We start from the raw sequence: 14,779 nt of genomic DNA, 5'->3' as shown, positions 1-14,779 counted from the left end.
TCAGGCCGCTTTCGAGGCCAACGGTTCGAGCGCAATGAACAGCCGTTCGCCTTCGATCCTGACCGGGATCGTCCTAACCGAGCCTTCGTCGGCGCCGAGCGCCTTGCCGGTCTCCAGCGAGATCACCCAATTGTGCAGCGGGCAGGTCACCGCCGCGCCATGGACGATGCCCTGGCTGAGCGGCCCGCCTTTGTGCGGGCAATGGTCTTCGATGGCGAAGACCTTGTCATCCGCGGTGCGGAAAACAGCGATCTTGCCTTGCGGGGTGGCCACGCAACGCGCGCCGCGGCGAGGGACGTCGGAAACGGAGCCGATTGCGATCCAGTTCATTGGGACACTCCCGTGTTTGCTTGATAGGCGAGCGTCCAGGATGGCGCGAACTTCTCCATCACTCGGCCGCCTCGGCGAACCCGACCGAGGCCAGCGGCCGGAACTCGTGCTTGTCCTTGCCGGAGACGCGTTCGGACCACGGGTCGACCTGCGCGAATTTCTGCGAAAAGACGAAGCGCTCGAAATAAGCGCGGCGCTTCTCCACGTCATCCAGGATCTGCTTTTTGATCTCGGCGGTACCGACGCGCTTGGCCCATTTGTAGATGCGCTCGAGGTAGCGGGCCTGCTCGCGATACATCTGGACAAGCGCCACGATCACCTCCAGCGCTTCGTCCTCGGTCTTCACCAGGCCGAGCACTTCGGTGCCCTTGATGTCGAGGCCGGCGGCGCCAGCGAAGTGGATCTCGTAGCCAGAATCGACGCAGACCACGCCGACATCCTTGCAGGTCGCTTCCGCGCAATTGCGCGGGCATCCCGAGACCGCCATCTTCACCTTGGCCGGGGTCCAGGAGCCCCACATGAACTTCTCGATGCGGATGCCCAGCCCCGTCGAATCCTGGGTGCCGAAACGGCACCAGTCGGAGCCGACGCAGGTCTTGACCGTGCGCAGGCCCTTGGCATAGGCATGACCCGAGACGAAGCCGGCCTTGCCGAGATCGGCCCACACCGCAGGCAGGTCCTCCTTGCGGATGCCAAGCATGTCGATGCGCTGGCCGCCGGTCACCTTCACCGTCGGGATGCCGAACTTGTCGACCACGTCGGCGATGGCGCGCAATTCACCGGCGCTGGTGACGCCGCCCCACATGCGCGGCACGACCGAATAGGTGCCGTCCTTCTGGATGTTGGCGTGCACACGCTCGTTGATGAAGCGCGACTGATAGTCGTCGGCATATTGGTCCGGCCAATCGCAGACCAGATAGTAGTTGAGCGCGGGCCGGCACTTCGCGCAGCCGCAGGAGGTCTTCCAGTCGAGCTCCTGCATGATGGCCGGTATCGTTTTCAACCCCTTCGCCTTGATCAGGCGCCGCACGTCGTCATGACCGAGGCTCGTGCAGCCGCACATGGGCTGCACGGCCGCCGGATTGTAGGCCTCGCCCAGCGTGAGTTTCAGGAGTTGTTCGACGAGACCCGTGCACGAGCCGCACGAGGCCGAGGCCTTGGTGTGCGCGCGCACGTCGTCGAGCCCGGTCAGCCCTTTGCCGGTGATCGCGCCGGTGATCTTGCCCTTGCAGACGCCGTTGCAGCCGCAGATTTCCGCATCATCCGCGAGTGCCGCAACGGCCGCCAAAGGGTCCGAGGAAGCGCCTCCCTGGAATGCCTGGCCGAAGATCAGCGTGTCGCGTATCTCCGAGATGTCGGTCGCCTTCTTCTTCAAATCGTTGAACCAGGCGCCGTCGCCGGTCTCGCCGAACAGCACCGTGCCGATGATGCGGTTGTCCTGCAGCACGACCCGCTTGTAGATACCGGCCGATGCGTCGCGCAGGATGATCTCCTCGCGGTCGTCGCCGTCGGCAAAGTCGCCGAGCGAATAAAGGTCGATGCCAGTGACCTTGAGCTTGGTCGGCGTGTCGGAATGGACGAAGCGCCTGTCCTCGCCGTTCGCCAGCCCGGCTGCCGCCACGCGGGCCATCTCGTAGAGGGGCGCGACCAACCCGTAGACATGGCCGCCGACCTCGGCGCATTCGCCGAGCGCCATGATCGCCGGATCGGATGTCTGCATGCGGTCGTCGACGACGATGCCGCGATTGACCTCCAGCCCTGCGTCCTTGGCCAGCGCGATATTCGGGCGGATGCCGACCGCCATCACGACCAGCGTCGCCGGAATGATCGTGCCGTCCATGAGTTCGACGCCCTCGACCTTGCCATTGCCGACAATGGCCTTGGTGTTGGCCTTGGTCATGACCTTGATGCCGCGCGCCTCGACGGCCTTCTGCAGCAGGTAGCCGGCAGCCGGATCGAGCTGGCGCTCCATCAGTGTCGGCATGACGTGCAGGACGGTCACGTCCATGCCGCGCTCTTTAAGCCCGGCCGCCGCTTCAAGGCCGAGCAAGCCGCCGCCGATGACGATCGCCTTGGCGCGCGACTGCGCGGCAAGCAGCATGGCGTTGACGTCGTCGAGATCGCGGTAGCTGAGCACGCCCGGCAAGTCCTTGCCCGGCACCGGGATGATGAACGGCACCGAGCCGGTGGCGATGATCAGCCTGTCGTAGCCTTCGGTCACGCCGTGGTCCGAGGTGACGGCCCTCGCGTCGCGGTCGATAGCGACGATCCTGTGGCCCTTGTAGAGGGTGATGCCGTGCTTGATGTACCAGCCGTCGCCATGGATGACGATTTCCTCGAACTCCTTCTCGCCCGAAAGCACCGGCGACAGCATGATGCGGTCGTAATTCACGCGCGGCTCGGCGTTGAAGATGGTGACGGCGTAGCGGTCGGGTGCGGCTTCCAGCAGGTGCTCGAGCATCCTGCCGGGGGCCATGCCGTTGCCGATGATGACGAGTTTCTCGCTCATGTCCGGTCAGCTCCGATCTATTCGGCGGCGTAGGTGAGGGGCGCGGGCTTTACGGCGGCCGCGCGCTCCATCCGGCGGATGGTGGCGTGCATCCAGAGAAGGCACGAGACCACGATGACGAAGAGCAGCATGAAGCAGCTCGACCAGACGCCGGTGAGGTCGTTCAGCGCGCCGAAGGCGATCGGCAGGATGAAGCCGCCGAGGCCGCCAATCATGCCCACCACCCCGCCGACCGCGCCGACGCTCTGCGGGTAGTAGACGGGGATGTGCTTGTAGACGGCGGCCTTGCCGAGGCTCATGAAGAAGCCGAGCACGCAGGCGACGGCGATGAAGGCGAGCGGGCCGATCTCGACATGGAACGGGATCGGCCCGCTGATGCCGCGCACGACGTAATCTGCCGAGGGGAGAGACAGAACGAGGGTCGCGACGGCACAGACGGTGAAGGTCCAATAGAGCACGGTACGGGCGCCGATGCGGTCGGAAAGCACGCCGCCATAAGCGCGGAAAATGCTTGCGGGGATCGAGTAGGCGGCCCCGATCATGCCGGCGGTGGCGATGCCGAAGCCATAGACGCCGATCAGATAGCGCGGCAGCCAGAGCGACAGCGCCACGAACGCACCGAAGGAAAAAAAGTAGTAGAAGGCGAAGCGCCAGACCTGCAGGTTCTTCAGCGGCGCGAATTCCTGCCAGAAGCTTCTCGCCGGTACTGCCTTACCGGCGCGGCGCTCGCGGATGACCGGATCGTCGCTGGTCGTGAACCAGAACACGCCGGCCATGACAACCAGCGCCGCGGCCCAGATCAGCGCGACCGACTGCCAGCCCCAGGCAATCAGCACGAGCGGCGCCAGGAACTTGGTGACCGCGGCGCCGACATTGCCAACGCCGAAGATGCCGAGAGCCGTGCCTTGTTTGCGCGCGGGGAAAAAGCGCGAGACATAGGCGACGCCGACCGCGAAGGAGCCGCCGGCAAGCCCGACGCCGAGCGCCGCCACCAGCATCTGCTCATAGGTATGTGCAAAGGCGAGCAGGAAGGTCGCGACCGCGGCCGCGAGCATGGTCATGGTGTAAACCAGCCTGCCGCCGTAGCGGTCGGTCCAGACGCCGAGCACCATGCGCACGAGCGAGCCGGTGAGGATCGGCGTGCCGACCAGCAATCCGAACTCGGTCTCGTTCAGCCCGAGCTCCTGCTTTATACGCACGCCGATGATGGAGAAGATCGTCCACACCGCGAAGCAGACGGTGAAGGCGATGGTGGACATGAGGAGCGCCTGCCGGGAGCTACTGTCCTGACTGGGCGCGGCTTGGAGGTTTGCGGTCATGGTCGGCTCCGTTTGCGGCGTGGGAGGCACCGCGTGTTGTGTTGATCAAAGGCTCGGCATCGGTCAGCGCGCCGAGGCTGGGACCTGCGCGGTCACTTGCGGACCCTTGGCCTCTCTGTCGTGATTGGTGGGAAACAGCAGAAGCGCGGCGGCGAACAGCACCGCCGTCAGGATGCTGCTCGCCAGGAAATCGCGGCGGGTGAAATCCTTCAGGGAAGCGCCAATTCCGATCCGTTTCGTCATCGTCGTCTCCGTTCGGCGCCGCCTGGGAGCCTTCGATTGCGTTTCGGTCCAAAACAAAAAAGCTGCCGACCAGGCCTGTCGCGTCCGTACATCCGGGATCGCGCGTCGACCTGAGCGGCAGCTTTGCCTGTGGCGCCCGCCATTGGACGCCTGTTCTATTGCCCGCGAGGGGCGCGATTATCTTAAAGCACGAAGCGTGCCAGTTTTGCGTGGAAGACGGATTTCCAGAAAAATCAAAGCGGTAGGCGCTTCAGGCACCGGCCCGGCCGAGCCGAGACACGGTCAAACGTTGATCAACGGAGCGGGCAGGGCGCACAAATTTTGTGCAATGCACAAGAATGGCGCGCAAATGATCAGTCGCGATTCTGGGCCGCGATGTAAGCATCGATCCGATCGGGATCGAAGATCTGGCCGTCGAAGAATCCGTCCGGGCCGAGCACAAGGCTCGCCCCGGCCGAGCCGACCGGCGTCGCGGTCTTCAGCGCGCCTTCCACTTTGGCGTTGGCGCCGGGCAGGGCCACGCCGAGCGGCTTCAGCGCCGAGCGGTAGAGATCGGGCCGGTAGCAGTCGCGGGCGATCGCCAGGTTTTGCGGCGTATGCGGCAATTGTCCCCAGCGCACCATCTGCGTGTAGAACCAGAGCGCATGGCTCTTCCAGGGAAAGTTCGCCGCCTTGTCGAAGGGCAGGAAGAAAGCCTCAACGCTGCGCTCCGGGCCGCCGCCGAGCTGAAGTCGCCCGGTGAGTGCCGGCATCTGGATCGCCTCCGGCTGCCCGAGGAACGCAGGCTTGGCCATCAGCGCGGCCAGCGCGCCGCGGTTCACCGGATCCTGGCACCAGCGCGCGGAGTGATGCAGCGCTCTCAGCAGCGCCGCCAGCGCGTCGGGGTTTTCCTCGGCCCAGCTTCTGCGCGCGCCGATCACCTTTTCCGGGCTGTTGCGCCACAGCAGCGCCTTGACGGTGACGATGCGGCCGGTGCCGGCGGCGACGGCGGCACTGTTCCAGGGCTCTCCGACGCAATAGCCGTCGATGCGGCCGGCGGAGAGCGCATCGGCCATGAAGGGCGGCGGCACGATGACGATCTCGACATCGCGGTCGGGATCGATGCTGCAGGCGGCGAGCCAGTAGCGCAGCTCGTAATTATGCCCGGAATGCGGATGGACGACGGCGAAACGCAAAGGCTCGCGGCCGGCGGCCGCCCGCTCGCGGATCAGAGCGCCAAGCGCCGTGCCAGCGCGTCCCGGATCGAGGTCGGGCGCGGCCCCGTGCGCCGCCATGCCTTGCCACACCGCATTGGAGACGGTGACGCAGTTGCCGCCAAGCCCGAGCGAGAAGGGCACTATGGTCTCCGAGGCAAGCGGCGTGAGGCCGAGGCTGCAGGCGAGCGGCATCGGCCCGAGCATATGTGCCACATCGAAATGGCCGATGGCGATGCGGTCTCGGATGTTGGCCCACGAGGTCTCGCGATGCAGCTTGAGCTCGATGCCTTCGCGGGCGGCAAAGCCCATCTCGCCGGCCGCTACAAGGACGGCGCTGTCGAAGAGCGGCATGAAGCCGGCGGTGATCTCGTGCGCCGCAGTCTTGCTCATTCGCCCTCCAGCGGTCCCAGCAATCCCGCCGCCGTCACCAGGCTCTGGGCGATGTCGGCGATCTTGCGGTTCTGGTTCATGGCGGTCTTGCGCAGAAGCGCGTAGGCGGCCTCCTCGCTCAAGCCGCGCGATTTCATCAATATGCCTTTGGCGCGATCGACGACCTTGCGGTTCTCGAGCTCGCTGCGCGCCTCCTCCAGTTCGCGCGCCATGCGCGAGAAGGCGTTGAAGCGGCTGATCGTCATGTCGAGAATCGGCTTGATGCGCTCCTTCTTCAGCCCGTCGACCACATAGGCGGACACGCCGGCTTCGACCGCCGCCTCGATCGAGGCCCGGTCGGAGCGGTCGACGAACATAGCGATCGGCCGTTTCACTGCTCGCGAAAGCTGGAACATGTTCTCAAGCATGTCGCGGTTGGGGTTTTCGAGATCGATGACGATGACATCCGGCTCGATCTCGGCGATGCGCTTGGCAATGCCGGCCACGTCATGAACAACGGTGACATGGCGATGGCCGGCGTCCCGCAATCCGGCCTCGATGATCGAGGCGCGGATGCGGTTCTCGTCGATAACAAGGATGGTCAACGAACCAGCGGACATGCTTCCTATTGTGCAGCCCGGCCGGAATTGTGCAATGCGATAGCGTGGTCCGCGGCGACTTTCCCACGCCCAAAGGCCGCGGGCCAGTCGCCGATATTCGAAGCTTCTAATTTTCGAAGGGAGGTTTTTCGCTGGGCCAAAAAGGTCAAAAACGTATCAGTAGGCGCGGCGTGGCGAGGTGGCGGACATCCTTGGCCGCCGCTATCCTGACCCTAGATGAGCCGGAACAAACGGCCGCGGTTCGAAGGCTGGCACAGCCTGCGGGAGGAATCGATGGGACCCGATCTGGAAGTCATACAGATAAGGCCTGGCGAGTCGTTCGCGGTGAGGTGGCATGGCTATCCCTACCATACGGTGCGCTGGCATTTTCATCCGGAATACGAACTGCACCAGATCGTGGCGACCAAGGGCCGCTATTTCGTCGGCGACTTCATCGGCGAGTTCGAGGTCGGCAACCTCGTTCTCACCGGTCCGAACCTGCCGCACAACTGGATCAGCGAGGTTCCGGAAGGTCAGTCAGTTCCGCTGCGCTGCAGGCTGGTCCAGTTCAGCGAGGAATTCATCGGCGGCGCGATCGCCACTTTTCCCGAGCTTGGCGCGGTCTCGCCACTGCTCGAGCTCGCGCGGCGCGGCGTCCTGTTCAGCGCCAGTGTGAGCAGGGCGGTCATGCCGTTGCTGGCGGAGATCACACATGCTTACGGCGTTCACAGGATCAGCCTGTTCATGTCGATCATGGAGGCGCTGAGCCGCGAAACTACGCCGCGCGTGCTCGCCAGCGAGAACTATCTGCCGGACCCGTCCGGATACATGTCTGCGGGCATGAACCAGGCGCTCGCCTATATCCGCGAGAACCTGACCCAGCAATTCAACGAAGGCGATCTGGCGGCAATCGCGGGACAGACGCCGAGCGCCTTCTCGCGCTCGTTTCGCAAGCATACCGGCATGTCGCTGCTGCAGTACATCAAGCGGCTGCGCATCAATCTCGCCTGCCAGATCCTGATGAGCGACGAAGAGGCTCAGATCTCGGACATCTGCTTCGAGGTCGGCTTCAACAATCTGTCGAACTTCAATCGCCAATTCCTGGCCGAGAAGGGCATGCCGCCTTCGCAGTTCAGGAGATTGGTTGCGGATAATTTCGCGGCCGCGCGCGCCGCATAGAAAGGAGTTCGGGAGGAGAAACAAGCCTTAGACAAGAACCAGGACGAAGCGGTGGGTCGCGCAAGCGAACCAGCGATGGACGAGTATTTCCTCGTGTCATGCCAGCGGGAGGAAGCCGTGAGGCTGCTGCACGAGTTCACTGGACTTCCAATCGGGCGCGCGAGCAGCATCCGCGGCTCGATGTCGAAGTCCGTTTAGATCACACAATGGGAATTGGAGAAGACCTTATGTCCAGATACGTGTCCAGATTGACAGCAGCCGCGATGGCCGTCTCGAGCCTCGCTCTTGGGGCGACTTTTGCCAATGCGCAGGATATCGCCGGCTCCACGGTCGCGTTCCTGATGCCCGACCAGGGCTCGACGCGTTACGAAGAGCATGATCATCCGGGCTTCGTCGCTGAAATGAAGAAGCTTTGCGACAGCTGCAAGGTGCTCTATCTCAATGCCGACGCCGACGTCACCAAGCAGCAGCAGCAGTTCAACTCCGTCATCACCCAGGGCGCGAAGGTTGTCGTGCTCGACCCGGTCGATTCGGCGGCGGCGGCCTCGCTGGTGCACAATGCGCAGGCTCAGGGCGTCAAGGTGATCGCCTATGACCGTCCGATCCCCACGGCGAAGGCCGATTTCTATGTGTCGTTCGACAACAAGGCCATCGGCAAGGCGATTGCCGCCTCGCTGGTCGAGCATCTCAAGGCCAAGGGGGTGTCGAGCGATGGCGATGTCGGCGTGCTGCAGATCAACGGCTCGCCGACCGACGCCGCGGCGGGCCTGATCAAGGACGGCATCCATGAGGGTCTCAAGACCGGCAGCTACAAGACGCTCGCCGAGTTTGACACGCCGAACTGGGCGCCTTCGAATGCCCAGCAATGGGCGGCGGGACAGATCTCGCGCTTCGGCAACAAGATCGTCGGCGTGGTCGCCGCCAATGACGGCACGGGCGGCGGCGCCATTGCCGCCTTCAAGGCAGCCGGCGTCGATCCGGTGCCGCCGGTGACGGGCAACGACGCGACGATCGCCGCCTTGCAGCTCATCATTGCCGGCGACCAGTACAACACTATCTCCAAGCCGAGCGAAATCGTCGCCGCGGCGGCGGCAAACGTTGCTGTGCAGCTTCTCAAGGGCGAAACGCCGAAAGCCGAGACAACGCTGTACGATACGCCCTCGCAACTCTTCGTGCCGGCGGTGGTGACGCAGGAGAATTTGAAGGCCGAAATCATCGACAAGAAGATCCAGACCGCAGCCCAGCTCTGCACCGACCGCTACGCCGAAGGCTGCAAGAAGCTCGGCATTCAATAAGGAGCGATGCGGCTGAAGCCGCATCGTCTCCCAAAGCGATGCGGCGCAGCCGCGTCGCCTGCGATATGCTCGGCTGGCCCGTCAGGGCTGAGAAGCCGGGTGTGTCCGGCCGCTCCCTCTTGGCGGCCGGACAGATCGACCAAAACGCGGGAAGAGAGACACGCAATGGCAATACCCGACGCACCGCCCACGACGAGCCGTCCGCCGGTGCTTAGCCTGCGCGGCATCTCGAAGAATTTCGGCGCGGTGTCGGCTCTCACCGACGTCGATCTCGACATCAATGCCGGGGAAATCGTAGCCCTGGTCGGCGACAACGGCGCCGGCAAGTCGACGCTGGTGAAAATCCTGGCCGGCGCGCATATGCCGAGCTCGGGCTCGATCACTTTCGACGGCCAGCCGGTGACGCTTGCCAATCCCGCCGCGGCGCTGAAGCTCGGCATCGCCACCGTCTTCCAGGATCTCGCGCTCTGCGAAAACCTCGACGTCGTGGCCAACATCTTTCTCGGCCGCGAGCTTCATCCGCTTCGCCTCGACGAGGTCTCGATGGAGGTCCGCGCCTGGACGCTGCTCAACGAGCTCTCGGCACGGATTCCCAGCGTGCGCGAGCCGGTGGCATCGCTGTCGGGCGGGCAGCGGCAGACGGTGGCGATCGCCCGCTCGCTGCTGATGGAGCCGCGCGTGATCCTCCTCGACGAGCCCACCGCCGCACTCGGCGTCGCGCAGACCGCCGAAGTGCTGAACCTCATTGAGCGCGTGCGGGATCGCGGGCTGGGCGTCGTCATGATCAGTCACAACATGGAGGACGTGCGCGCCGTGGCCGACCGCATCGTGGTGCTGCGGCTCGGCCGCAACAACGGCATCTTCCTGCCCGGCGCCTCCAATCAGGAGCTGGTCACCGCGATCACCGGCGCCGACGACAATGCGGTCTCGCGGCGCGGCAGGCGCACGGCCGAGAAGGCGCAAGGAGAACAGCCATGACCACGGCGTCCGACCGCAATCCCGGCGCGCTGCTCGATCGCAGCGACGAACGGCTGAAGGATCGCAGCGGCGCGAAGGGCGCCATCAGGGGCTTCCTCGACCGCGTCCGCTCCGGCGATCTCGGCTCGCTGCCCGTGGTTGTCGGGCTGGTTCTGATCTGCACCATCTTCCAGACGCTCAACCCGGTATTCCTGTCGCCGAACAATCTGGTCAATCTTTTGTTCGACTGCTCGACGGTCGGCATCATCTCACTCGGCATCGTCTGCGTGCTGATGGTGGGCGAGATCGACCTGTCCGTCGGGTCCGTCAGCGGCCTGGCCTCCGCGCTGCTCGGCGTGCTGTGGGTGCAGTGGGGCTGGCCGGTCGCGCTTGCCATGCTGGCGGCGATGGCGGTCGGGTTCGTGACCGGCTGCGTCTACGCGCTGCTGCTCAACAGGCTCGGCATGCCAAGCTTCGTCTCGACGCTGTCGGGCCTGCTCGCCTTCCTGGGATTGCAGCTCTACATCCTCGGCCCGACGGGCTCGATCAACCTGCCTTACGATTCGCCGCTGGTGAATTTCGGACAGCTCCTCGTGATGCCGCACTGGGTGTCGCACACTTTGGCCGTCGTGCCCGGCGTGCTTGCCCTGGCTCTCGGCTATCGCAACGCGCAACGCCGCCAGGCCGCCGGCCTGTCATCGCGTTCGCTCGGCGGGCTGCTGCTCCAGGCCGTCGCGATCACGGTCGCGCTCGAACTGGTGGCTTACTACCTCAATCTGTCGCGCGGCGTGCCCTGGATGTTCGCGTTGTTCGTCGGCCTGGTCGTGGCGATGAACTATGCGCTGAAGCGCACCCAATGGGGCCGCTCGATGACCGCTGTCGGCGGCAACCGCGAAGCGGCGCGTCGCGCCGGCATCAACGTCCGGCTGATCTACGCCAGCGCCTTCGCGCTCTGCGCCACGCTGGCGGCGACGGGCGGCCTGCTCTCGGCGGCACGCCTGGCAACCGCCAGCCAGCAGGCCGGCACCGGCGACGTCAATCTCAACGCCATCGCGGCGGCCGTCATCGGCGGCACCAGCCTGTTCGGCGGCCGGGGCAGCGCCTATTCGGCGCTGCTCGGCATCATCGTCATCCAATCCATCGCAAGCGGCCTGACGCTGCTCGATCTGTCATCCTCGCTCCGGTACATGATAACCGGCTGCGTGCTGGCGATCGCGGTCATCGTCGATTCTCTCGCCCGCCGCTCGCGTGTCTCACACGGCCGCGCCTGACGGCTTATCGAAGAGGATCGCAATGTCTGATAGTCTTTCCGGCAAGGTTGCCGCAATCACTGGCGCTGCCTCGGGCATCGGGCTGGAATGCGCCCGCACCATGCTCGCCGCCGGCGCAAAGGTCTTCCTAGTTGACCGGGCCGAGGACCGGCTTCAGGAACTTGTCGCGGAGCTCGGCGACAATGCTTATGCCGTCGTCACCGACCTGCTCGATCCGGCGAGCGTCAACCGCATGATGCCCGAGATCCTCGAAAGAGCGGGCCAGCTCGACATCTTCCATGCCAATGCCGGCGCCTATGTCGGCGGGGAGGTGGCATCGGGCGACCCCGATCAGTGGGATAGGATGCTCAACCTCAACGTTAACGCCGTGTTCCGCACGGTGCACGCCGTGCTGCCGCACATGATCGAAAAGCAGAGCGGCGACATCATCGTCACCAGTTCGGTGGCCGGCTTCGTTCCGGTGGTCTGGGAGCCGATCTACACCGCTTCGAAATTCGCCGTGCAGGCGTTCGTCCATACGGTCCGGCGCCAGGTGCTGAAGCACGGCATTCGCGTCGGTGCGGTCGCTCCCGGTCCGGTGGTGACGGCGTTACTCAGCGACTGGCCAAAGGCCAAGATGGAAGAAGCGCTCGCCGCCGGCAGCCTGATGGAGGCGAAGGAAGTGGCGGACGCCGTGCTGTTCATGCTGACGCGACCGCGCAACATCACCATTCGCGACCTGGTCATCCTGCCGCAGAGCGTGGACATCTGAGCGCCTCGCCCCTCGCAGAACGGAACCGCCGCCATGATCTTCGACCGCTTCCGACTGGACGACAAGGTCGCGCTGGTGACCGGCGGCACGCGCGGCATCGGCCTCGCCATCGCGAAGGCGCTCGGCGAAGCCGGCGCACGCGTCGTCGTTGCGGGCCGGACGATGAAGGATGATGCGCGGCAGGAACTCGCGGGCCTCGCCTTCGACTTTCACGCCGCCGAGATGCTGGACGAGAAAGCGCCGGACAGGCTGGTCGCCGACACGCTCGCCAAGGCCGGCCGCCTCGACATCCTGGTCAACAGCGCCGGCATCGCCATCCATGGCGACAGCGGCGACTATCCGGAGGGCATCTGGCGGCAGACGATGGCGATCAATGTCGATGCCGTCTTCCGCTGCTGCCGGGCGGCGCTGGCGCCGATGCGGCGCCGGGGAGGGGGCGCGATCCTCAATGTCGGCTCGATTTCCGGCATCGTCTCCAACATTCCCCAGAACCAGGTTGCCTACAACAGTTCCAAGGCGGCGGTGCATATGATGACCAAGAGCCTCGCCAGCGAGGTGGCGGTCGATAACATTCGCGTCAACGCCGTCGCGCCCGGCTATATCGAAACGGACCTTTCGCGCGGCGGCATCGAGAATCCGGAATGGTTCCCGATCTGGCGCGGCATGACGCCGATGGGCCGCGTCGGCCAGCCGGAAGAAGTTGCGGCGGCCGCACTTTTCCTGTGCTCTCCCGCCTCGAGCTACGTCACCGGCGAGGTGCTGGTCATCGACGGCGGCTATACCACACGCTGAGATGGCGCTGAGCCAGGGCGCTGAGACAGGAGAATTGCCATGAAACTCAAGGACAAGGTCGCCGTCGTCACCGGCGGCGCGCAAGGGATCGGCGCAGCCATCGTGCGCGGTTTCGCCGCCGAAGGCGCCCATGTCGTGATCGCCGATATGGCACTAGGCAAGGCGGAAGCGCTTGCGCGCGAGCTCGAAGGCAAAGCTACCGCTCTGCAACTCGACGTGCGCGACCTCGCCTCGATCGAGGCGATGGTCGCTTCGGTGACGAGGACGCATGGCGGGATCGACATCCTGGTCAACAATGCCGCCGTCTTCGACATGGGGCCGCTTCTCGAGATTTCGGAGAAAAGCTTCGACCTGCAATTCTCGGTCAATGTGAAAGGGCTGTTGTTCACTCTGCAGGCGGTGGCCAAGCGTATGGTCGCCCAGGGGCGCAAGGGGAAGATCATCAACATGGCCTCGCAGGCGGGTCGGCGCGGCGAGGCGCTGGTCGCCGTCTATTGCGCCACCAAGGCCGCCGTAATCAGCATCACGCAATCGGCCGGCCTTGCGCTGATCAAGCACGGCATCAACGTCAACGGCATCGCGCCGGGTGTGGTCGACACACCGATGTGGGACCAGGTCGACGCCCTGTTCGCGCGCTACGAGAACCTGCCGATCGGCGAGAAGAAGCGGCAGGTCGGGCTGGCGGTGCCGGCGGGGCGCATGGGTGATCCCGACGATTACCGGGGTGCGGCCGTCTTCCTGGCATCGAGCGAGGCCGACTACGTCGTGGCGCAGACGCTCAATGTGGACGGCGGCAACTGGATGAGTTGATTGGCCGAAGCTCGAGGCCTCGCCTGCGACAATCGGGCAGGAACGATCTGGCGGCTGACGCATTTTGGTTCCCATCAACCGTTTGAGGGAACCATGCGCATCGCTCATGTCGCGCCGCTCTACGAATCCGTGCCGCCGAAACTATATGGCGGCACCGAGCGGATCGTGTCCTATCTCACCGAAGCGCTGGTGGAAGTCAGGCACGAAGTAACCCTGTTCGCCAGCGGCGACAGTGAGACCTCGGCGCGGCTGGTGCCCGGCCGCGACCAGGCGATCCGTCTCGATCCGCGGCCGAAAAAGTCCGAGATTGCGGCGCATATGGCGATGCTTTGCCAGGTGCGCGAGCGGGCGGACGAGTTCGACGTCATCCACTTCCATCTCAGCCATTTCGTGCATTTTCCATTCTTCGAACACATGGCGGGGCGAACGGTGACGACCCCGCATGGCCGGCTCGACTATGTCGACCTGGCGCCGGCCTACAAGCGCTTCCCGCGCTTTCCGATGATCTCCATCTCGCACAGCCAGAAGCGCGGATTGCCCGACGCCAACTGGCTGGCGACGATCCATCACGGCATTCCGGTCGATGCGTATCAGCCCACCTACGATCCCTCGGCCGAGGAACCCTATCTGGCTTTCCTGGGCCGGCTGTCTCGCGACAAGCGCCCGGATCGAGCGATCGAGATCGCCCGGCGTTCCGGTTTGAAGCTTAAGCTGGCGGCCAAGATCGGCGATGACGATCGCGCCTATTTTCACGACGAGATCGAGGCGCTCATCGACGGCGACCGGGTCGACTATATCGGCGAGATCGCGGAACACGAGAAGGCCGAGTTTCTCGGCAATGCCGCGGGCCTGCTGTTTCCCATCGACTGGCCGGAGCCGTTCGGCCTAGCGCCGATCGAGGCGATGGCTTGCGGCACGCCGGTAATCGCCTGGAACTGCGGCGCCCTGCCGGAGCTCATCGACCAGGGCGTGACCGGCTTTGTCGTGGACTCTGTCGATGATGCGGTCGCTGCGATGCCGGCCCTGCTCGGACTTGACCGACGGCAGGTGAGAGTGGTCTTCGAAAAGCGGTTTTCAGCCACCAGGATGGCGCGCGACTATCTTGCCGCCTATATGCGCCTGATCGGCATCCAGGAGGCGAGAGCCTCCTGATCGGCAT

Annotated in this window: 14 protein-coding genes; 8 read left to right on the top strand and 6 right to left on the bottom strand. The window is 64.8% G+C overall.

Going from position 1 to position 14,779, the window contains the following annotated elements:
• The 6 genes from nirD to CK221_RS23490 all read right to left on the bottom strand — a co-directional run bounded on the left by nirD (position 1) and on the right by CK221_RS23490 (position 6,586).
• Positions 1-330 carry a nitrite reductase small subunit NirD gene (gene nirD / locus CK221_RS23515; protein ID WP_066992140.1) on the bottom strand — a complete coding sequence of 110 codons (330 nt, stop codon included), beginning with the start codon at positions 328-330 and terminating at the stop codon, positions 1-3.
• A 58-nt stretch (positions 331-388) separates the two neighbouring features.
• Positions 389-2,839 carry a nitrite reductase large subunit NirB gene (gene nirB / locus CK221_RS23510; protein WP_095779433.1) on the bottom strand — a complete coding sequence of 817 codons (2,451 nt, stop codon included), beginning with the start codon at positions 2,837-2,839 and terminating at the stop codon, positions 389-391.
• Between the two features lie 17 nt (positions 2,840-2,856).
• Positions 2,857-4,158 carry a nitrate/nitrite transporter gene (locus CK221_RS23505; RefSeq protein ID WP_095779459.1) on the bottom strand — a complete coding sequence of 434 codons (1,302 nt, stop codon included), beginning with the start codon at positions 4,156-4,158 and terminating at the stop codon, positions 2,857-2,859.
• Between the two features lie 63 nt (positions 4,159-4,221).
• Complete coding sequence (locus CK221_RS23500; protein ID WP_095779432.1) at positions 4,222-4,401, bottom strand: hypothetical protein; 180 nt, start codon at positions 4,399-4,401, stop codon at positions 4,222-4,224.
• Positions 4,402-4,754: 353 nt separating this feature from the next.
• Positions 4,755-5,987: a CmpA/NrtA family ABC transporter substrate-binding protein gene (locus CK221_RS23495; RefSeq protein ID WP_066992150.1), complete on the bottom strand. Its 1,233-nt coding sequence runs from the start codon at positions 5,985-5,987 to the stop codon at positions 4,755-4,757.
• Entirely contained in the window at positions 5,984-6,586 is a 603-nt protein-coding gene (locus CK221_RS23490) for an ANTAR domain-containing response regulator (protein WP_066992153.1), read from the bottom strand. Before CK221_RS23490 ends, CK221_RS23495 begins: the two co-directional genes overlap by 4 nt.
• A 273-nt stretch (positions 6,587-6,859) precedes the next feature.
• Here CK221_RS23490 and CK221_RS23485 point away from each other — a divergent pair, with 273 nt between their 5' ends.
• The 8 genes from CK221_RS23485 to CK221_RS23450 all read left to right on the top strand — a co-directional run bounded on the left by CK221_RS23485 (position 6,860) and on the right by CK221_RS23450 (position 14,772).
• Positions 6,860-7,744, top strand: coding sequence for an AraC family transcriptional regulator (locus CK221_RS23485; RefSeq protein WP_066992353.1), 885 nt, complete (start codon positions 6,860-6,862; stop codon positions 7,742-7,744).
• A 227-nt stretch (positions 7,745-7,971) separates the two neighbouring features.
• Positions 7,972-9,039, top strand: coding sequence for a sugar ABC transporter substrate-binding protein (locus CK221_RS23480; protein ID WP_066992156.1), 1,068 nt, complete (start codon positions 7,972-7,974; stop codon positions 9,037-9,039).
• A 165-nt stretch (positions 9,040-9,204) separates the two neighbouring features.
• The gene (locus tag CK221_RS23475) at positions 9,205-10,017 is read left to right on the top strand and encodes an ATP-binding cassette domain-containing protein (protein ID WP_066992159.1); all 813 of its coding nucleotides are present in this window, start codon (positions 9,205-9,207) and stop codon (positions 10,015-10,017) included.
• On the top strand, positions 10,014-11,267 hold the full coding sequence (locus tag CK221_RS23470) for an ABC transporter permease (RefSeq protein ID WP_095779431.1): 1,254 nt from the start codon (positions 10,014-10,016) through the stop codon (positions 11,265-11,267). Before CK221_RS23475 ends, CK221_RS23470 begins: the two co-directional genes overlap by 4 nt.
• Positions 11,268-11,289: 22 nt before the next feature.
• Positions 11,290-12,018, top strand: coding sequence for an SDR family oxidoreductase (locus CK221_RS23465; protein WP_066992165.1), 729 nt, complete (start codon positions 11,290-11,292; stop codon positions 12,016-12,018).
• 33 nt (positions 12,019-12,051) lie between these two features.
• Positions 12,052-12,810 carry a glucose 1-dehydrogenase gene (locus tag CK221_RS23460; RefSeq protein ID WP_095779430.1) on the top strand — a complete coding sequence of 253 codons (759 nt, stop codon included), beginning with the start codon at positions 12,052-12,054 and terminating at the stop codon, positions 12,808-12,810.
• 39 nt (positions 12,811-12,849) lie between these two features.
• Complete coding sequence (locus tag CK221_RS23455; protein WP_066992171.1) at positions 12,850-13,620, top strand: L-iditol 2-dehydrogenase; 771 nt, start codon at positions 12,850-12,852, stop codon at positions 13,618-13,620.
• 93 nt (positions 13,621-13,713) lie between these two features.
• Entirely contained in the window at positions 13,714-14,772 is a 1,059-nt protein-coding gene (locus CK221_RS23450) for a glycosyltransferase family 4 protein (RefSeq protein WP_095779429.1), read from the top strand.
• The last annotated feature ends 7 nt before the right edge of the window (positions 14,773-14,779 follow it).

Source organism: Mesorhizobium sp. WSM3868 (assembly GCF_002294785.1).
Taxonomy (GTDB): domain Bacteria; phylum Pseudomonadota; class Alphaproteobacteria; order Rhizobiales; family Rhizobiaceae; genus Mesorhizobium.
The sequence above is the reverse complement of the archived record's forward strand: the minus strand, read 5'-3'. Positions and strand labels throughout refer to the sequence as shown.